20 protein-coding genes are annotated in these 18,874 nt (G+C 53.9%); 10 read left to right on the top strand and 10 right to left on the bottom strand.

Going from position 1 to position 18,874, the window contains the following annotated elements; translation table 11 throughout:
- Nucleotides 1–96: 96 nt before the first annotated feature.
- The gene (locus tag NG42_RS06325) at nt 97–738 is read left to right on the top strand and encodes a hypothetical protein (RefSeq protein ID WP_052898429.1); all 642 of its coding nucleotides are present in this window, start codon (nt 97–99) and stop codon (nt 736–738) included.
- Nucleotides 739–790: 52 nt separating this feature from the next.
- Here the strand turns inward: NG42_RS06325 and rpoH are convergent, their stop codons facing one another.
- The 4 genes from rpoH to ftsY all read right to left on the bottom strand — a co-directional run bounded on the left by rpoH (nt 791) and on the right by ftsY (nt 5,205).
- Nucleotides 791–1,648 (bottom strand): RNA polymerase sigma factor RpoH, encoded by an 858-nt coding sequence (gene rpoH / locus NG42_RS06320; protein ID WP_052898428.1) that lies wholly within the window; start codon nt 1,646–1,648, stop codon nt 791–793.
- Nucleotides 1,649–1,920: 272 nt separating this feature from the next.
- Nucleotides 1,921–2,904, bottom strand: a complete 984-nt coding sequence (gene ftsX / locus NG42_RS06315) for a permease-like cell division protein FtsX (RefSeq protein ID WP_052898427.1) — start codon at nt 2,902–2,904, stop codon at nt 1,921–1,923.
- On the bottom strand, nt 2,894–3,562 hold the full coding sequence (gene ftsE / locus NG42_RS06310; protein WP_052898426.1) for a cell division ATP-binding protein FtsE: 669 nt from the start codon (nt 3,560–3,562) through the stop codon (nt 2,894–2,896). Before ftsE ends, ftsX begins: the two co-directional genes overlap by 11 nt.
- 5 nt (nt 3,563–3,567) lie before the next feature.
- The gene (gene ftsY, locus NG42_RS06305) at nt 3,568–5,205 is read right to left on the bottom strand and encodes a signal recognition particle-docking protein FtsY (protein WP_052898425.1); all 1,638 of its coding nucleotides are present in this window, start codon (nt 5,203–5,205) and stop codon (nt 3,568–3,570) included.
- 189 nt (nt 5,206–5,394) lie between these two features.
- On the opposite strand from ftsY, the gene rsmD reads away from it, so the two are divergent.
- Both rsmD and NG42_RS06295 read left to right on the top strand, forming a co-directional pair.
- Nucleotides 5,395–6,000 (top strand): 16S rRNA (guanine(966)-N(2))-methyltransferase, encoded by a 606-nt coding sequence (gene rsmD / locus NG42_RS06300; protein ID WP_052898424.1) that lies wholly within the window; start codon nt 5,395–5,397, stop codon nt 5,998–6,000.
- The gene (locus NG42_RS06295; protein WP_052898423.1) at nt 5,990–6,259 is read left to right on the top strand and encodes a DUF1145 family protein; all 270 of its coding nucleotides are present in this window, start codon (nt 5,990–5,992) and stop codon (nt 6,257–6,259) included. The genes rsmD and NG42_RS06295 overlap by 11 nt, the downstream gene beginning before the upstream one ends.
- A gap of 46 nt (nt 6,260–6,305) precedes the next feature.
- On the opposite strand, the gene NG42_RS06290 is transcribed toward NG42_RS06295, so the two are convergent.
- The gene (locus NG42_RS06290) at nt 6,306–6,665 is read right to left on the bottom strand and encodes a DUF2500 domain-containing protein (protein ID WP_052898422.1); all 360 of its coding nucleotides are present in this window, start codon (nt 6,663–6,665) and stop codon (nt 6,306–6,308) included.
- A 174-nt stretch (nt 6,666–6,839) separates the two neighbouring features.
- Here NG42_RS06290 and NG42_RS06285 point away from each other — a divergent pair, with 174 nt between their 5' ends.
- From NG42_RS06285 to NG42_RS06270, 4 genes are all read left to right on the top strand, one after another.
- On the top strand, nt 6,840–7,466 hold the full coding sequence (locus NG42_RS06285; RefSeq protein ID WP_052898421.1) for a lysoplasmalogenase: 627 nt from the start codon (nt 6,840–6,842) through the stop codon (nt 7,464–7,466).
- A gap of 126 nt (nt 7,467–7,592) precedes the next feature.
- Entirely contained in the window at nt 7,593–9,848 is a 2,256-nt protein-coding gene (locus NG42_RS06280) for a zinc/cadmium/mercury/lead-transporting ATPase (protein WP_052898420.1), read from the top strand.
- A gap of 78 nt (nt 9,849–9,926) precedes the next feature.
- Nucleotides 9,927–10,217: a type II toxin-antitoxin system TacA family antitoxin gene (locus NG42_RS06275; protein ID WP_052898532.1), complete on the top strand. Its 291-nt coding sequence runs from the start codon at nt 9,927–9,929 to the stop codon at nt 10,215–10,217.
- Entirely contained in the window at nt 10,205–10,741 is a 537-nt protein-coding gene (locus tag NG42_RS06270; RefSeq protein ID WP_052898419.1) for a GNAT family N-acetyltransferase, read from the top strand. The genes NG42_RS06275 and NG42_RS06270 overlap by 13 nt, the downstream gene beginning before the upstream one ends.
- A 1-nt stretch (nt 10,742) precedes the next feature.
- Here the strand turns inward: NG42_RS06270 and tusA are convergent, their stop codons facing one another.
- On the bottom strand, nt 10,743–10,988 hold the full coding sequence (gene tusA, locus NG42_RS06265; RefSeq protein ID WP_052898418.1) for a sulfurtransferase TusA: 246 nt from the start codon (nt 10,986–10,988) through the stop codon (nt 10,743–10,745).
- Between the two features lie 218 nt (nt 10,989–11,206).
- On the opposite strand from tusA, the gene NG42_RS06260 reads away from it, so the two are divergent.
- Together NG42_RS06260 and NG42_RS06255 are read left to right on the top strand one after the other, a co-directional pair.
- Complete coding sequence (locus NG42_RS06260) at nt 11,207–11,872, top strand: 7-cyano-7-deazaguanine/7-aminomethyl-7-deazaguanine transporter (RefSeq protein WP_052898417.1); 666 nt, start codon at nt 11,207–11,209, stop codon at nt 11,870–11,872.
- Nucleotides 11,873–12,037: 165 nt separating this feature from the next.
- Nucleotides 12,038–12,592 (top strand): DcrB family lipoprotein, encoded by a 555-nt coding sequence (locus tag NG42_RS06255; protein WP_052898416.1) that lies wholly within the window; start codon nt 12,038–12,040, stop codon nt 12,590–12,592.
- 53 nt (nt 12,593–12,645) lie between these two features.
- On the opposite strand, the gene iolE is transcribed toward NG42_RS06255, so the two are convergent.
- The 4 genes from iolE to iolD all read right to left on the bottom strand — a co-directional run bounded on the left by iolE (nt 12,646) and on the right by iolD (nt 17,587).
- Entirely contained in the window at nt 12,646–13,542 is an 897-nt protein-coding gene (gene iolE / locus NG42_RS06250; RefSeq protein WP_052898531.1) for a myo-inosose-2 dehydratase, read from the bottom strand.
- A gap of 46 nt (nt 13,543–13,588) precedes the next feature.
- Nucleotides 13,589–14,473 carry a sugar phosphate isomerase/epimerase family protein gene (locus NG42_RS06245; protein ID WP_052898415.1) on the bottom strand — a complete coding sequence of 295 codons (885 nt, stop codon included), beginning with the start codon at nt 14,471–14,473 and terminating at the stop codon, nt 13,589–13,591.
- A 77-nt stretch (nt 14,474–14,550) separates the two neighbouring features.
- Nucleotides 14,551–15,564, bottom strand: coding sequence for a bifunctional inositol 2-dehydrogenase/D-chiro-inositol 1-dehydrogenase (gene iolG, locus NG42_RS06240; protein ID WP_052898414.1), 1,014 nt, complete (start codon nt 15,562–15,564; stop codon nt 14,551–14,553).
- 82 nt (nt 15,565–15,646) lie between these two features.
- Nucleotides 15,647–17,587 carry a 3D-(3,5/4)-trihydroxycyclohexane-1,2-dione acylhydrolase (decyclizing) gene (gene iolD / locus NG42_RS06235; RefSeq protein WP_052898413.1) on the bottom strand — a complete coding sequence of 647 codons (1,941 nt, stop codon included), beginning with the start codon at nt 17,585–17,587 and terminating at the stop codon, nt 15,647–15,649.
- A gap of 588 nt (nt 17,588–18,175) precedes the next feature.
- Between iolD and NG42_RS23370 the strand changes: the two genes are divergently transcribed.
- On the top strand, nt 18,176–18,874 hold a 699-nt coding region (locus NG42_RS23370), incomplete at its 3' end, for a PfkB family carbohydrate kinase (protein ID WP_052898538.1).

Below are 18,874 nucleotides of genomic sequence, written 5' to 3'. Positions count from 1 at the left end.
CATGCAGTAAACCCTTAAGGCGTTATTAATCACTGGCCGGAACCTGCGCCCGTTTTCATACACTCATTACATTTAAGGCTTAACAGGAGAACAAAGATGGGTTTATGTGGATCAAGTCAGCGGCTGGGCACGGTGGATTCCCCCACCCAGTCCGCCCGCGTTCATCAGCATGAAGTGCAGCCGCAACAGCGCATGACCATCGCCGATTTAATTGCCAGAGGTGCCAACCAGAACGATCGCGCCGTCGGCCATACCGGATTCAGCCATATTTCCGATCTGACCGCTTTCAATCAACGCTATCCGTTGCCGCGCTACGCCTATCGCGCGCACTTTGGTGACACTGAAGAAATTCAGCAATATGGTCTGGAGCGTTCGGGGATCAATCAGCAACGCGGCGATGATTATCTGGTGCAGATTCTTAAGCATTCCGCCAGTACCGGTGGCAGCGGAGGGGAAGTGTTGTCATTATCGGGTTCGCAACGCGTCGCCAGCGGTTTCGCTGAAGGCAGAACCTTAGCGCGGGTGGATACCCAGGCCGATCCCGGTAAGTTTATGACGCTGGCGCAGATCCTGTTGCAGCATGGCGACAGGCTGATGGCAGAAAATAAAGTTACGCCGAGTATCGTACTGAAAGCATTGCAGAATATGGTCAGTGAAGGGGAATATGAGATTTTTCATCTCGATGGCGACGTTCCGCGCCATGCGGTAGTCGATTTTCCATCGCGGTTGCAGCGCTAATAAAAAAAGCCCCGTGTGCAGCACAACGGGGCTTTTTAACTGGGTGAGCGGCTTAGGCTTCAATCGCCATGCGCAGTTTCTTCATCGCATTTTTTTCCAGCTGACGAACACGCTCTGCGGAAACACCGTACTGATCGGCCAGTTCCTGCAACGTGGTTTTGTTATCGTCGTCCAGCCAGCGAGCGCGGATAATATGCTGGCTGCGTTCGTCCAGCCCCTGCATCGCGTCACTCAGCTTGTCGGCTGCGTGGTTTTCCCAGTTATCCTCTTCAATGCCATCGGCAAAGTCAGAGGTTTTATCCTGCAGATAAAGCACCGGTGCCATGGATTTGCCTTCGCTGGATTCATCATCCGACGACAGGTCAAACGTCATATCCTGCGCTGCCATACGCGATTCCATTTCACGCACGTCTTTACTGCTTACGCCCAGCTCGCGCGCCACCATTTCGACTTCATCCTGGTTAAACCAGCCCAGACGCTGCTTGGTTTTACGCAGATTAAAGAACAGCTTACGCTGAGCTTTAGTGGTAGCGACCTTAACGATACGCCAGTTGCGCAGCACGTATTCGTGAATCTCGGCTTTAATCCAGTGCACGGCAAAAGAAACCAGGCGTACGCCCACTTCCGGGTTGAAGCGACGCACCGCTTTCATCAGGCCGATATTCCCTTCCTGAATCAGGTCCGCCTGCGGCAAGCCGTAACCAGAATAATTACGAGCGACATGAACAACAAAGCGTAGGTGAGACAGGATCAGCGTCTTAGCCGCATCCAGATCGCCCTGGTAATGCAGCCGTTCAGCCAGCGCCTTCTCTTCTTCTGCCGACAGCATCGGCCAGACGTTGGCAGCCCGAATATAGGATTCCAGGTTACCTAAAGGTGCGATAGCTAAAGTTTGCATTTCTTTGGTCATTCAAACCCTCTCAATTAAAATTGCCCGTTGCCACGCGATTCCTTCGCGCCATTCACACACTACGTGAATTACTTGCAGAAATCGAAAGCAATCTGTGCTGGTTCGACGGCAAAGTTATCCACAAGTTCAATTTACCGGTGCGTATTTTACACACAATGCGGCGATGAGTGAAGATGGCTGGGTGACACAGAAGGAACTAAAGAGGAGCACTTCCTCTGCGGCACAAACTCTCGCAGCAGAGGAAGATTATAGCAAAAAAACGTTGCTATGGGTTACTGGGGCGTAAATCGACGTAAATGTTGTACCGTCGCCAGCCACGCAGCAATCCAGCCAATCATCGCGGCAATCAGCAGTAACAGCAGGCTCTCATCCCAGGATAAACCGCTCAGGGTAAAGCTGGTGCCGAATACCGAGGCCACCTGCGTCACCACCGATTCCAGGCGCAATACCAGTACTTCCGACAGCACCAGTGACAGCAGCGCACCCGCCAGACCTAACAGCGCACCGCCATACAGGAACGGACGCAGGATAAAGCCATCGGTGGCACCAATCAGTTTCTGCACATTAATGGTATCGCGGCGGGCGAAAATACTCAGCCGCACACTGTTACCAATCACCAGGAATACCGCGACAATCATCAGAATCCCGATCATCGCCGCTACCTGGCCAACCAACCCGGTAAGCGCCGCCAGACGGGCAAACCAGCTGTCATCCATGCGCACTTCATCCACACCGTTCACCGCTGCCACCCGATCGCGCAGGGTTTGCATAGTGTCCGAACTCTGGAAATTCAGTTTTGGCGTAATGATGGCCACCGCCGGCAGTGGATTCTGCTCCAGCATATCCAGCGCGCCGCCAAAGCCCGACCAGTTGCGGAACTCGCCCATTGCCTCTTCTCGCGACAGGTAGTTCACCTTGTCGACGCCATCTTCTTGCTTCAGCTGCGCAATGACGTTCTCAGCCGCGCTGTCATCCAGCGTTTTACTGAGATAAACCGTCAGTTGCGGTGCCGGATACCACTGGTCGGCAGCCTGGCTGACGTTTTTCCACACCATATAACAGACGCTTGGCAGCGTCAGCGAGATGGCAATTACCATCACGGTTAACAGCGTTGCCAGCGGCTGACGCCACATATCCGACAGCGAGCCGTGCAACGCATAACGCCACTGTTCCTGCCAGCCGCCTTTCAGCGCCTTGGTTTTCGACGGCTGTTTCGCCTTCGGTGCCGGCGCGCGTTTATTACGTTTATTCACCATCATGGCCTCCGTACATCCGTCCCTGATTCAGCGACATCACGCGGTAATTACGCCGCGCAATCAGCCCCATATCATGAGTCGCCATCAGTACGGTCACGCCGACACGGTTAAACTCCTCAAACAGACGCAAAATATCTTCCGACAAGGCGTCATCAAGGTTACCGGTCGGTTCATCGGCCAGTAATACCGCAGGTTTGTTCACCACCGCACGGGCGATGCCGACACGTTGCTGCTCACCGCCGGAGAGTTGAATCGGGAAACTCTTCGCTTTGTCGAGCAGGCCGACTTTATCCAGCGCGGCCGACACGCGGCGGCGGATATCTTCACCGCTGGCACCCGCAATAATCAGCGGAATCGCTACGTTGTCATATACCGAACGATCCATCAGCAGATGGTGGTCCTGGAAAATCATGCCAATCTGACGACGCAGGAACGGCACTTCGCGGCTTTTCAGGCGGCTGATATCATGCCCGCCAAACCAGATATGCCCGGCGCTGGGCCGTTCAATGCCACAAATCAGCTTCAGCAAGGTACTTTTCCCTGCCCCGGAGTGCCCGGTCAGGAACGACATCTCTCCCGGACGCAGATGGAAATCTACCCCCTGAAGCGCTTGCCGACCGCCGAGATAAGCCTTACTGACCTCTTCAAAGCGAATCATCCTAATTAGTCCTCTCGGGCAAACAGTGCCTCAATAAAATCGTCGGCCTTAAACGACCGCAAATCTTCGATACCTTCACCGACACCAATGTAACGAATCGGAATACCAAACTGATCGGCCACCGAGAAAATCACCCCCCCTTTCGCGGTACCATCCAGTTTGGTCAGCGTAATACCGGTCAGCCCAACGGCTTCATGAAACAGCTTAGCCTGGCTGATGGCATTCTGGCCGGTGCTGGCATCAATGGTCAGCATCACTTCATGTGGCGCAGCATCATCCAGCTTCTTCATCACACGGGTGATCTTTTTCAGCTCTTCCATCAGGTGCGCTTTGTTCTGCAGACGACCGGCGGTATCCGCAATCAGTACATCCGCGCCACGTGCTTTCGCGGCCTGAATCGCATCGAAAATCACCGAAGCGGAATCAGCACCGGTTTGCTGGGCAATCACCGGAATGCTGTTGCGCTGACCCCATACTTGCAACTGCTCAACCGCCGCAGCACGGAAGGTATCACCCGCCGCCAGCATCACCGATTTGCCTTCCGCCTGATACTGACGCGCCAGCTTACCGATGGTGGTGGTTTTACCGACGCCGTTTACGCCAACCATCAGGATAACAAATGGCGTTTTGCCACTGACATCCAGCGGCGCTTCCACTTTCGCCAGAATCTGCGACATCTCGGTTTTCAGCAAGCCATACAGCGCTTCCGCATCGCGCAGCTGTTTGCGGTTAGCTTGCTGAGTCAGGCTGGCAATGATGCGACGCGTGGTATCCACACCGACATCGGCAATCAGTAACTGCTCTTCCAGCTCTTCAAACAGATCGTCGTCGATCTTCTTGCCGCGGAACAATCCGATAAATCCTGAACCCAGATTCTGTCGCGTTTTGACCAGGCTGCGTTTCAGGCGGGCAAAGAAGCCCTCTTTGGTCGGGCGCTGCTGTTCAGCCAGCGCCGGAATCACTTCAGTGGCTTCTGGCTCTTCCGTTTTGCTCAGCTGCGGCTCGATATCGGCCACCTGATCAGGCGTTAACTCTGGCTCAGCTTCCGGCCCGGCGACAACCTCTGGCTGTGCGGCGACTTCCGGTTCAGGTTCAATAACCACTTCCGGTTCAGGTTCAATAACCCCTGCCGGTTCAGGCTCAATAACCCCTGCCGGTTCAGGCTCAATAACAACTTCTGGCTCAGGCTCAATAACCACTTCTGGCTCAGCAACCTGCAATGGTTCAACCGGTGCATCTTCCGGCAGCCACTCTTCAGCAACCGGCGACAGTTCAGTCGGCTGAATCTCTTCAACCGGCGGCTGTTCTTCAACTGGCGCAGCGTCGGCCACTACCGCAGGCAGTTCTTCCGGCAGCAACTCTTCTTCAATAACGGGCGCAACGGGCTCGGATTCTTCAGTCGCTTCTGGCGCGGCGCGCTCTTCTTCAGCGACCGTTTCGGTAACGGCCACAATCTCTTGGGCAAGTTGCTCAGGGGTTTGCGCGTCAGCGTCAGACGGCGGGAGCGTTGCGGCATCCGATGCATTTTCAGCAGCAGGCTGTTGTTCCTTTAACGTCTCTTTTTGTTCCTCCTGCGGTGATGACGGCTCATCACGTCCAAAGCCCAGCCAGGAAAAAAAGCCACGTTTTTTATCTTTTGCCATTGTGCAACTACACTCCTCGATGGCTAAAACCCGGTCGACTGCGCGTCCTGGGTTATGAGAAATAACCTGATAATGAATCTCTTAGTCTAACACTTTCCATGCAACGCAACACCAGCACCCTTTTTAACGTTTCCACCGCCCAATTAGCCCGTTAAACTACGCAACAAATTATGACGAGTTGTGAGCAAGATGAATAAAAAACCCCGCAGCAATGCCGCCGGACAGATTCGTATTATCGGCGGCCAGTGGCGTGGCCGGAAGCTGCCAGTGCCGGACAGCGCTGGCTTGCGCCCGACAACCGACCGGGTACGCGAAACCCTATTTAACTGGCTGGCGCCGGATATTCAGCAGGCGCGCTGCCTCGATTGCTTCGCCGGAAGCGGTGCGCTTGGGCTGGAAGCGCTGTCGCGTCACGCCGCGTCTGCTACGTTATTAGAGCTGGAACGACCGGTAGCACAACAGCTGGAAAAAAATCTGGCCACGCTGGGAGCCGCTAATGGGCGGGTGATTAACACCAACACCCTGAGCTGGCTGGCGCAAGCGGGCGAGCCACACGACCTGGTGTTTATCGATCCGCCGTTCCGTAAAGGGCTGCTGGAGCAAACCCTCAGCTTACTGGAAAGCCAACACTGGCTGGCCGATGGCGCACTGATTTATGTTGAAAGCGAAGTGGAAAACGGCATGCCGCCAGTGCCGGTAAACTGGCAACTGCACCGCGAGAAAATCGCCGGTCAGGTAGCTTACCGTTTGTATGTGCGTCACACCATCAACAAGGAGAATGATGATGCTGCTTAATCTGGGACGTTTAGTGATGCTGTGCGTTTGGGCGTTTCTGCTGCTCAATGTGGTGCAGCCGTTTCCGAAACCGTTAAAGTATTTCGTTGATATCGCGCTATTTTTTATGGTGATTATGCACGGTTTACAGCTGGTGCTGCTGCGCGCCACCCAGCCAAAGGACGGGCCGAAACTGAGCAAACTGACGCAGACGAAAATCTTCTTCTTTGGCGTGTTTGAGCTGCTGGCCTGGCAGAAAAAACATTATCCAAAACAGTAATCTATTTACAGGAGCGGCGTTTTCGCCGCCCTCTGCCAACGCGTAGCTACTGCATCACCGGGCTAAAACTGACAAAACGCGAACCTTTTACCTGCAATTGCCCTTTCACACCTTTATCAATCTGGTGATAGTCATTCGCCGTCAGCACCAGCTTAAAATCTCCCGCACCATTCAGCGGATGAAACCAGGCTTCATAGCGCATCTCCTCAACCGGGATCACTTCGCGCTGACGTGAGCGGCGATTAGACGCCGGGAATTCGCGTTTGGTTTTCACTTCAACCGGTATCACCCGTAGCGGTGAGGCGTCATTAACCGCCACTTCGCGCCGCTGCTTAATAAACTGGCGGGTGGCAAGAATGGCAATAATCGCCAGGACGATGAAAAAGATTAGCGGTGGCTTGCCCATATTTTTTCTCGTGCTCCTCAGGTCTGCGGTTGAAAACATTTAGCCGGGCAAAAGCATACAACCAGATCGCTACCATTGTCACATTCAGAGCGCGTAACCTAAACTGAGATCGACATTACGGGAAATGAACACTCATTATTTAAGGACATAAGTCCGCAAAAAAGGAATAAAATTATGCTTTGGTCCTTTTTAGCCGTGCTCTTTTCGGGCTGGTTGTATGTTGATGCTTCATATCGTGGTCCACAGTGGCAACGCTGGGTATTTAAGCCGGTCACGCTGTTGCTGCTGGTCGCCTGGGCATGGCAAGCGCCAGTGCTGAATGCCACTGACTATCTGATTATGCTCGGCCTGCTGGCGACCCTGATCGGTGATGCCCTGACGCTGCTGCCGCAACAGCGCATGCTGTACGCTATTGGCGCGTTTTTCCTCTCTCACCTGCTGTACACCATCAGCTTTGCCGGTCATATGACGCTGAGCTTCTTCTGGCCAATCCCGCTGGTGATGCTGTTAATCGGTGTGGTGCTGATTGCCATCCTGTGGACGCGACTGGATGAGTTACGCTGGCCGGTCTGTACCTTTATTGGCATGACGCTGGTGATGGTGTGGCTGAGCGCAGAGCAATACTACTTCCGCCCTGATGATTACAGCTTCTCGCTGCTGGTCGGTGCCATTTTCCTGCTGCTGGCGAGTAGCGTCTGGTTTATCAGCCATTATCGCCGCCGCTTCAGTGCCGATCGGGCCATTGTCGCCGCCTGCTACTTCGCTGGTCACTTTATGATTGTGCGCTCACTGTATCTGTAAGCCAGCAGACGCCACGCGATAAGAAAAATTCGCCGCTGGATACTTGACTCTGGAGTTAGCTCCAGAGTGTAGGATAAGCCAACAGTCGGGCAGCCTCGCCCGCAGCCTGACTTTTCGGGAGGCTTTATGCACCAGCACTCTTCCTGCGGTTGTGGCTCACGCCACGCCGCGAAAAAACCGGCCTGTCCCCCTGCGGCACGCCCGGTTATCCAGAAAATCACCCGCCTTTCCAGCGCCACCCGCGACGATTCCTGCTGCCACGATAGCGGCGGTGGTTCGGGCGAAAACGCCGACGACGAAGGCGACAGCGCCCCCGACGGCAAAGGCTATAGCTGGCTAATTAACGGCATGGATTGCCCCAGCTGCGCGCGAAAAATCGAAACCGCGGTGCAACGGGTCGATGGCGTCAGCCACGCGCGTGTGCTGTTTGCCACGGAAAAACTGGTGGTTATCAGCAAAACCGATCTCAGTAAACAGGTCGAACAGGCAGTTAAACAGGCGGGATTTAGCCTGAAAACCAACAAAAAAGCGCCAGAACCCGGCTTCTGGCTACAGAATCGCGCCATTATCTTGCTGAGCCTGCTGATGCTGGCCAGCTGGCTGCTGAGCAGCGTGGATGAAACCAGCGGGCGCATCGCCTTTATCGCCACCACGCTGGCGGGGATCTGGCCGGTGGGTCGCAAAGCGCTGCAACTGATCCGCAGCGGCACGCCTTTTGCCATTGAAACCCTGATGTCCGTAGCCGCTATCGGCGCGCTGTTTATTGATGCCAGCGCTGAAGCGGCGATGGTGCTGTTACTGTTTTTGCTGGGCGAACGTCTGGAAGCTTTTGCCGCCGGTCGCGCCAGGCAGGGCGTCACCGCGCTGATGGCGTTGAAGCCCGACGAAGCGGTGCGAATTCGTGGCGATCGGCGTGAAAGCGTAGCCATCGACGATCTGCGCCCCGGCGATATTATCGAAGTCGCGGCAGGCGCCCGTTTACCGGCCGATGCCCGATTACTCATTCCCTTTGCCAGCTTTGATGAAAGTGCACTGACTGGCGAATCGGTGCCGGTTGAACGCCAGCAGGGTGAAACGGTCGCCGCCGGCTGCACCAGCGTTGACCGCCAGGTGCGGATGGAAGTGGTGTCTCGCAGTGGCGAAAGCGCTATTGACCGCATTCTGCATCTGATTGAACAGGCCGAAGAGCGCCGCGCGCCGATAGAACGCTTCCTTGACCGCTTTAGCCGCTACTACACCCCGGCGATTATGGCGCTGGCGCTGCTGATCACCGTGGTGCCGCCGCTGTTGTTCGCTGCTGAATGGCAACCGTGGATCTACAAAGGGCTGACTCTGCTGCTGATTGGCTGCCCTTGTGCGCTGGTGATCTCGACGCCAGCCGCCATCACCTCCGGCTTAGCGGCGGCCACCCGACGCGGCGCTTTGATTAAAGGCGGCGCGGCGCTGGAAAATCTGGGCGCAGTACGCACTATCGCTTTTGATAAAACCGGCACGCTGACCGAAGGAAAACCGCAGGTTACGGATGTGGTGCTGCTGAACGGTGAAGATAAAACTGCGCTGTTACTGAAAGCGGCGGCAGTTGAGAGCGGTTCGTCACATCCGCTGGCACGCGCCATCGTCGCGCACGCCGCCACACTGAATCAGGCGATTCCCGTCGCCGAAGGGCAACGTGTTCTGGCAGGCAGCGGTATTGAAGCCTGGGTCAACGGGCGTCATCTGCTGCTTAGCGCACCGGCAAAACTGACCCGGCTTACAGAAGCGCAGCAGAAGCTGATTGCTATGCTGGAATCGGCGGGCAAAACCACCGTGGTGGTGCTGGAAGAGCAGCAGCCCATTGGCCTGATTGCCCTGCGTGACAGCTTACGTAGCGATGCCCGCCAGGCGATTAACCAGTTGAAAGCACTCGGCATCAGCTGTGTGATGCTGACCGGCGATAACCCACGTGCTGCGGCGGCGATTGCTGGCGAACTGGATATCGACTATCACGCCAGCCTGCTACCGGAAGATAAAGTCCAGCTGGTGGATAAACTCAATCAGCAGCAGCCGCTGGCGATGGTCGGCGACGGCATTAACGATGCGCCAGCGATGAAAGCCGCCACTATTGGCATTGCGATGGGCGGCGGCACTGACGTGGCGCTGGAAACCGCCGATGCGGCGCTGACGCATAACCGCCTGACCGGTCTGGTGGCAATGATACGTTTGTCACGCGCTACACATGCCAATATCCGGCAAAATATTGCGATTGCACTTGGCCTGAAGGGGATTTTTCTGCTGACCACCTTGTTGGGCATTACTGGATTGTGGCTGGCGGTACTGGCCGATTCAGGCGCGACAGCACTGGTCACGGCGAATGCTTTGCGGTTACTGCGTAAAGAGAATTGATAAAACATCGGCAGGGGTGCATACTTTTTGTACGGCATAGCGCCGTACAAATTTATAAATATATTGAAGGTGAATATCATGTCAGCTTTGGCTAAAAAAGAGCGCCTTGAACTCCGGGTAAGCTCGGAATCGAAGGCCAATATTGAAGCTGCCGCTCAAATCAGTTGTATCAGCGTTTCACAGTTTATTGCCGAGTCAGCACTTGAGCGTGCAGAGAACATCATTAATGAACACCGTCGCATACAACTCACGGAAGACGCGTGGCAAAAGGTTGCACAGGCTTTAGATAATCCGCCAGCGCCTAATCAACGCTTTCGCCGTGCAGTTGAGCGCATGAGCGAGGATGACGTCTGGAAATGGGACAACTAAAAAAAGGCATTTTTCCTTTTGACCACTCCGCTGATTACCACACTGAAAACTTCGACTGTGGCAGCGAGGAACTGAATCGCTTTCTCAAAACGCAACTGGCGCGGCAGCATAAGCTAAATGTGCTGCGCGCCAATGTGCTTCTCACCGATGAGCCAGTGCCTGAAATCATGGGCTACTACACCCTTTCAGGTGGCTGTTATGAAAAAGCGGGTATGAGCAGCAAACGACGCCGGGAAGTCCCTTACGAAAATGCGCCCTGTATTCTTCTTGGCCGTCTGGCTGTCGATCGGCGTATTGCAGGTAGAGGTTTCGGCTCAATGCTGGTGGCACATGCGGCAAAACGGGTATATCAAGCCGCCCAGTCGGTGGGAGTTTACTCACTCTACACCGAAGCGAAAGATGAACAAGCCGCCGGATTTTACCAGCAGCTGGGATTTACTCGACTGACAACCACCGATGGCAAGCTGATGTACTTCTGTCCGGTAAACGCGATTGAACCGCTCATCGATCTCTACCCTTTTTGACTCACAGCCCTTTCTTCAACAGATACTTATATGGCGTCTGTTCAACAGACTGCGCCAGCAAGGTGTGTTCCATAAAGCGGCAAAAACCGGGAATATCGCGGGTGGTAGCCGGATCGTCAGCAATAATCAGCAGCGTTTCGCCCGGTTGCATATGTCGCACGGTTTTACGCACCATCATCACTGGCTCAGGGCAGCGCAGACCCAGCGCATCTAAGGTCTGGTCAGCATCGGCGAAGATATCGCTCATAACACTCTCATCAACGGAAAGACAACATTGCGGCTTATTTTACCCCTGAGCGCTAAGCACGCAAGTAAGATACCGGACGTTAACGTTTGCGCTAAAATTAACCATTGCATTGAAAAGTGAAATCGGTAAGATTCCGGCCGATTGTAAGCATTAGCTTGCTATCGATAAGGCTTCCGAATTCGCTGGGTTCCCTCACCCCACTGTTAAAAAGGCTACATATGATTTCGTTTACCCCGCGTCAGCGCACTTATGCGCTGGTATGGCTCGCGCTATTTCACCTGCTGGTGATCACTTCCAGTAACTATCTGGTTCAGTTGCCGATCTCTGTTTTCGGTTTGCACACCACCTGGGGCGCGTTTAGCTTTCCGTTTATCTTTCTCGCTACCGATCTGACCGTGCGTATTTTTGGCGCGCCGCTGGCACGACGCATCATTCTGATGGTAATGATTCCGGCACTGTTTATCTCTTACGCGCTTTCTTCACTGTTTTATCAGGGAGAGTGGCAAGGCCCAGAGGCTCTACGCCAGATGAACCTGTTTGTGGCCCGTATTGCCTGCGCCAGCTTTATGGCTTATGCGTTGGGGCAAATCCTTGATGTGCATGTGTTTAATCGTCTGCGCCGCAATGCCAAATGGTGGATTGCTCCGGCGGCGGCGATGTTCCTTGGCAATATCAGCGATACCCTCGCCTTCTTCTTTATCGCTTTCTATAAAAGTACCGACCCGTTTATGGCGCAAAACTGGATGGAAATCGCCCTGGTGGATTACAGCTTCAAGGTGCTGATCTGCATGGTGTTCTTCCTGCCAGCCTATGGCCTGTTGCTTAACGCCGCGTTAAAGCGTCTGGCCGAACGCAGCAGTAACGCCGGGCTGAATTTCGGATAACACCGCAGCCGCTTTATCGGCAAAGGAGTTAATCTGTCACAGTAAGTTTGTTGCATTTAGTGACTGATTTAGTTTGTATATACCCTGATAAATTCGATCTGCCGATTGAAGTATGGCGGGTATCAATGCCTGAACATCCGTACGCGAATAGATAAAGGGAACCTGATGCGTCATTTAGCGAAATATGTGGGAATAGGTTTACTGGTGATGGGCTTAGCGGCCTGTGACGGAAAAGATGAGAAGGCCGCCGCCGACAATGGCGTCAGCAGCAGCCAGTCCGCTCAAACTATCAGCCTGCTGGACGGCAAGCTGAGCTTTAATCTGCCAGCAGATATGTCAGACAAGAGCGGTAAGCTGGGTACTCAGGCCAATAACATGCATGTGTATGCCGACGAATCGGGCCAGAAAGCGATTATCGTTATTGCCGGTGATACCACCAATGAAGGGCTGGATGTGCTGGCGAAGCGCCTGGAAACCCAACAGCGTAACCGCGATGCGCAGTTGCAGGTAGTGACCAATAAATCCGTTGAACTGAAAGGCCAGACGGTGCAGCAGCTAAACACCGTGATCTCAGCGAATAACCAGTCAGCCTGGTCTTCGGTGATTCTGGCAAAAGTGGATGGCAAACTGTTGACGCTGCAAATTTCCCTGCCAGCGGATAATCAGCAGCAGGCGCAGACCGAAGCGGAAAATATTATTAATACCATTACGCTGAAGTAAGCCGAAAACCTCCGGTATGGGCGGCGATAACGCCGCCCGTACGGTACAGATGATCAAATCCCCGCCGTCTCACGGATATATTTACGCGCTTTCACCGCATATTCGAACGGATTCGCCAGCGCCGGATCCTGCTCCGCCTCTACCACCATCCAGCCTTTATAGCCGTAATCGTCGAGAATTTTAAACACCGGTTTAAAATCGATGACGCCATCGCCTGGCACAGTAAAGGTGCCTTTTTTAACGCCATCAAGGAATGACAGCCTCTCACTGCGCACCTGCGCAACAATCTCATCACGCACATCTTTCAGATGGACATGATTGATACGCGGCAGATACTTCTGCAATAACGCCAGCATCTCCTGCTGCGAACCTTCCGAATAGTAAGCATGGCCGGTATCAAACAGCAGGAACACATCATCATTGGTCAGCGACATAAAGCGATCAACTTCCGCATTGGTCTGAATCGCCGTCCCCATATGGTGATGCAGACAGACCTGCATGCCCTTTTCAGCGGCGATTTTTGCCAGTTCGTTATAGCCTTCTGCCGTCCGCTGCCACTCTTCATCGGTAAAATGCGGCTTCTGCTCCAGCACCGCCAGCTCAGTACCCTGAATGCTTTTGCTCTGCTCGGAACAACCGATCACTCGGGCACCCATCGCATGCAGGAAGTTCATATGGTTAACGAACTCGTCGATGGTTTTCGCTTTATCGCCCTGGGCAAAAAAGGTACTAAACCAGGCGTTACAAATCTGGATACCGCGGATTTCCAGCATCGGCTTTAACACCGCCGGATCGCGCGGGTATTTACTGCCCACTTCACTGCCGGTAAAACCGGCCAGCGCCATTTCACTGACGGTCTGCTGAAAGGTATTCTCTTTACCCAGCTCCGGCATATCATCGTTGGTCCAGCCAATCGGGGCGATCGCCAGTTTTACATTATCTTTGTTCATCATCATGTCTCCATGAGCGGCGATCCCGCCGCCCCTGCGGGTACGGTTATCTGACCAATAATTCGCGCTCAATCAGCTCGCGGGTTTCCACTGCCTGATACTTCATTTTTTCCGGATAACCAAACAGTGAAGAGGCGATAATCGGTTCGCCGCCCACTTTGTAGCTGCGGGTCGCAAAATTGGTCTCGCGCAGGGTCTGGAACAGGGTGTCAAAATCGACCTCCCCTTCACCGACACCCACGTGCTGGTGAATGGTGGCATCCACGCCCGGCGGGTTAACGATATAACGGCAATGCTTGGTATGGTTCATGGTATCGGCAATTAGCACGTGCGCCAGATCGTCACCGGCGTACTCCAGCATGCTTTTCACATCGCCCTTTCCTTTGTCATAAAAGAACGTGTGCGGCACGCTGTAGAGGTATTTGACGTTCTCACTGCGGAACGACTTCACCAGATCGACGGTTTCATTGTTCTCTTCGCAGAAGTCCCACGGATGCGACTGAATTTCGATACGAATGCCTTCACGCTCAACAATCGGCAGCAGCTCTTCCATCGAGCGATAGAACATCTCTTCACAGATTTCCGGCTCGTTCGGCGTACCGGACAGCTCGGTATTAATCACCTGCACGCCCATTTCTACCGCGATCTCAATCATGCGCTTCCAGTTGCGCACTGCCGCCTGACGACGGGCTTCATCCGGGCCTGACCAGCGGTACACCACGATAAACGAGGAAAGCTCGACACCCGTGGCTCTGAGCGCGTTTTTATATTCCGTCATAATTTCGCGGCTGGCTTTCGGATGTTTATAGAACGGGTTGATTTGCGGATGCGGCGACTGCTCAATATATTTGTAGCCCCAGTCAGCAACCTGGTGAACCATTTTAGTGATGCCTAAATCTTTAATGACATCAACATCAAAAGCAATTTTCATCAGTCTCTCCCTGGATGAACAACAGAAGATAAAGTGGAGATAATCCCCGCCCGCACAAAGCGGGGATTTTTCGGCAATTACTTGTCGTAGAAGGTCGGACGCGTCGGCAATTCAACCGGCTCAATGGCGCCGCTGTTCTGCGCTTTGATGCAGGCATCTGCCGCGACGGAGGCTGCATAACCATCCCACGCTGATGGGCCTTTCAGCTGACCTGCGGTGGCATCGTTGATAAACGCCTGTAACTCAACGTCATACGCATCGATAAAGCGATCTTTCCAGTCGGTCAGAATGGTTTCAGACAGTTTGGCCTCTTTACGCATCAGCACGGATGAAGGCTCTGGCAGTTTAGCAATACCGGTTTCACCAACCACTTCGCACTGGATATCGTAGCCATAAGCACAGTTCACAAAGATTTCGACGTCGATACGAATGCCTTTGTGGGTTTCAAACAGCACAATTTGCGGATCTCTCAGTTTGGCGTGTGCCTTTGAGGTGGTACGCGGGAAGACCACCTGCACTGATTTGTAGTCATCTTCCGTCAGCCAACGCAGCACATCCAGCTCGTGGATCAGGGTGTTGGTGATCGCCATATCGGTGGTGTAGTTCTCCGGCACCGTCGGATTGCGGTGCGCGCAGTGCAGCATTAGCGGCTCGCCAATTTCGCCCGCGGTGATCACTTTTTTCAGCGCCACATAGCCCGCGTCATACGGGCGCATAAAGCCAACCTGCACCAGACGCTTTCCGAATTTGATTTCAGCATCAACAATACGGCGGCAGCCTTCGGCAGACATCGCCAGCGGCTTTTCACAAAATACCGGTTTACCGGCGGCAATCGCGGCGAGAGTGAACTCTTCATGGGTTGGATCCCACGAGGTCACCAGCAGCGCATCAACGTCACCCGATTTCACTACTTCATGACCGTCGGCATACACTTCTGCATTGAGGCCGAGCTTCGCAATCGCCGCGCGCGCGCCCTCAACATTGATATCAGATACCGCCACCACTTCTGCCCCTTGCAGCACTTTACTGCAGCGACGGATATGTTCTTGTCCGATGGCACCTGTGCCGATAACACCTAAACGTAGCGTCATGATAACTCCGGAATTTTGTAGGGTTGAGGCTGATTTTTTTATGTCAGGTGCAGGTTATCCCACACCCAATAATGTCGATAAATCAGTACTTACGCGCCTGGTCGACATGTTCGTTTAGCATCTGAGCGACAGCATCAACGCGCTCTGAGGTCGACACCTGCGCGCCACCGACGTGCCACCAGCTGAAGTATTTATGCACCATGGTTTTTGGCAGCACTTTAATGTCGATCAGCGTGGAAACGGTTTGTTTGCGTGCATCTTCCAGCGCCTGTTTCAGCTCCGTCAGCGTGGTGACGCGATACGTTTTACAGCCGTATCCGGCGGCAATCGCCGCGAAGTCCACCGGCACAAACCCGCCATTCAGCTTGCCGCCTTCGGCATTACGGAAGCGGAACTCGGTGGTGAAGCTGTCCATCCCGTGTTCCATCTGCAAATTGTTAATACAGCCGTTGGTCATATTGTCGAACAGCACTACGTTGATTTTTGCGCCTTCCTGGATTGAGGTCACCAGCTCGGAGTGCAGCATCATAAAAGAGCCGTCGCCAACCAGCGTATAGACCTCACGATCCGGCTCGGCCAGCTTGACGCCGAGCGACGCGTTCACTTCATACCCCATACAGGAGTAGCCATATTCGACGTGGTAGCTGTTGTAATCTTTGGTGCGCCAGACGCGTTGCAGATCGCCAGGTAAACTACCCGCAGCGGCGACGATCACTGAATTCTTTGGGAGCTGCTCATTAAGCGTGCCGAGGACGCTGCTCTGCGTCAGGAAAGAGTCAGTCAGACGATTAAATTCCTCGAACAGCGCTTCACGGTCGATATGATCGGCGATTTCCGGAATAAAATCGGCACCGCTGTACTCCACCTGGTAAACGCGTTGGGTCTCTTTTAACAACTTACTCTGCGCCTGGTTAACCTGCTCGCCCCAGCCGCTGGTAAAGCCCTGTGCAGCCAGGCGACCATCCAGTGCCGTCAGCGCTTCACGCGCATCGGCCACCAGCTGAACGCCGTCCAGCTTATAACTGTCGAAATTACTGACGTTAATATTCAGGAAGCTGACATCCGGGTTCTGGAAGATCCATTTAGATGCGGTGGTGAAATCGGTATAACGGGTGCCGACACCAATCACCAGATCGGCCTCTTTCGCCAGCAGGTTGGCCGCCAGACACCCGGTTTCACCCACACCGCCGACATTCAACGGATGATCGGAAACGATCGTGCCTTTACCGGCCTGCGTTTCAGCAAACGGGATATTGTGGCGCTCGGCAAACTGGCGCAGCGCTTCACCGGCTTCGGAATACTTCACCCCGCCACCGCAAATAATCAGCGGCTTACGTTTGCCAGCCAGCAGTTTCAGCGCATCATTCAGCTGGGCTAAGGTCGGCAGGCGGCGATCAAGACGGTGCACACGTTTCTGGAAGAAGTAGTCCGGGAAGTCCCAGGCTTCGCCCTGCACATCCTGCGGCAGCGACAGGGTGACGGCACCGGTTTCCGCCGGATCGGTCAGCACGCGCATTGCATTAATGCAGGCGGTCATCAGCTGTTCAGGACGGTTAATCCGGTCCCAGTATTTGCTGACCGCACGGAAGGCATCATTGGTGCTGATGCTCAGATCATAACTCTGCTCAATCTGTTGCAATACCGGGTCGGGCTGGCGCGTGGCAAACACATCGCCCGGCAGCAATAACAGCGGGATACGGTTAGCGCTGGCGGTACCGGCTGCGGTAATCATATTCGCCGCGCCGGGTCCGACAGACGAGGTACAGGCGATGATTTCACGGCGCAGCTTCTGTTTGGCGTAGCCAATTGCCGCATGGGCCATCCCCTGCTCATTACGCCCCTGATGCACCACCAGATCGCCGCTATCCTGCTCCAGCGCCTGACCGAGGCCGAGCACATTTCCGTGGCCGAAAATGGCGAAAATCCCTTTCACGAATTTAGTTTCCACACCGTCTACCGACAGATACTGGTTATCCAGAAATCTCACCAGCGCCTGTGCCGTGGTTAATCTAATGTTGCCCATGTGCTCATCCTTTACGTATCGGGTGCTGCCTGAGCAGGCACGCCGCGGTTCGCATTTTGTGGCCGCCCGCGTGAGAAGAAACTGAGGCGACAGCTGATAAGTGAAACGTGAGGCGATTATAAACAAATATTTTTTCCACTAAATACAATTACAGAAAAAACATTTCATTTTGCGAGAGAGATCAAATTCTGTGATGAAACGGCATTTCAGCTGCTGTCAGCACCGCTTAATTGCAACATCTCACTTTCACTGTGGCATAAAAAGGAAATTTCATTCCACTTCAACACCTTCCTTTATATGGCAGTCCGGTGTTGCGATATGGCTGACCGCTTTTTGGCGGGCGGGAAATAGCCTGAAAATCCATGACAGGACACGGCGGTTAGCCAGAGTTTTATCTACCTCACAATTTTGGGGTGATAATTTCATTTCATATTGAATTTGGAATTTTTATTCCTCATACTAAAAAACATGTTAAATCCGGTTCGATCGGCTTTCGAATTTATCCGCCTGGCCACTATCAGCGTGATGATGGGGTGATGTGGCGCAAAGCCCGACAGAGTCTGCTTTTCACAGAAGGAAAACACAGGTATGAGTACACAACAGAAGCGGCTTGATGTGATTTGTATCGGGCGCATCGCCGTTGATCTTTATGGTCAGCAAATTGGTGCGCGACTGGAAGATATGAGCACCTTTTCCAAATATCTCGGCGGCTCGTCCGGCAACGTCGCTTACGGCACCGCGATTCAGGGGCTGAAATCAGCGATGCTGGCGCGCGTCGGGGATGAGCACAATGGCCGTTTCCTGCGTGAAGAGCTGCAACGCGTTGGTGTGGATACCGAATCGCTGATCACCGACGAGTCGCGGCTGACCGGGCTGGTGATACTTGGGATTAAAGATGAAGATACCTTCCCGCTGATTTTCTACCGTGATAACTGTGCGGATATGGGGCTGAAGCCCGAAGATATTCGTGAAGAGTACATTGCTTCTTCACGTGCGGTGGCGGTCACCGGCACGCATCTGTCACACCCGGATACCCGCGCGGCAGTTTTGAAAGCGCTGGAGTTCGCCAAACGTCACGGTCTGCGCACCGCGCTGGATATCGACTACCGTCCGGTACTCTGGGGTCTGACCTCACTGGGCGATGGTGAAACCCGCTTTATTGAATCACAGCATGTCACGCAGCAACTACAGGAAGTACTGCACTACTTTGATCTGGTGGTGGGTACCGAAGAAGAGTTCCATATCGCCGGTGGCAGCACCGATACCCTGACCGCGCTGAAAAATGTG

The organism is Winslowiella iniecta (genome assembly GCF_001267535.1).
Taxonomy (GTDB): domain Bacteria; phylum Pseudomonadota; class Gammaproteobacteria; order Enterobacterales; family Enterobacteriaceae; genus Erwinia; species Erwinia iniecta.
Note: the sequence above shows the minus strand (reverse complement) of the source record. Positions and strands in the feature narration are given on the sequence as shown.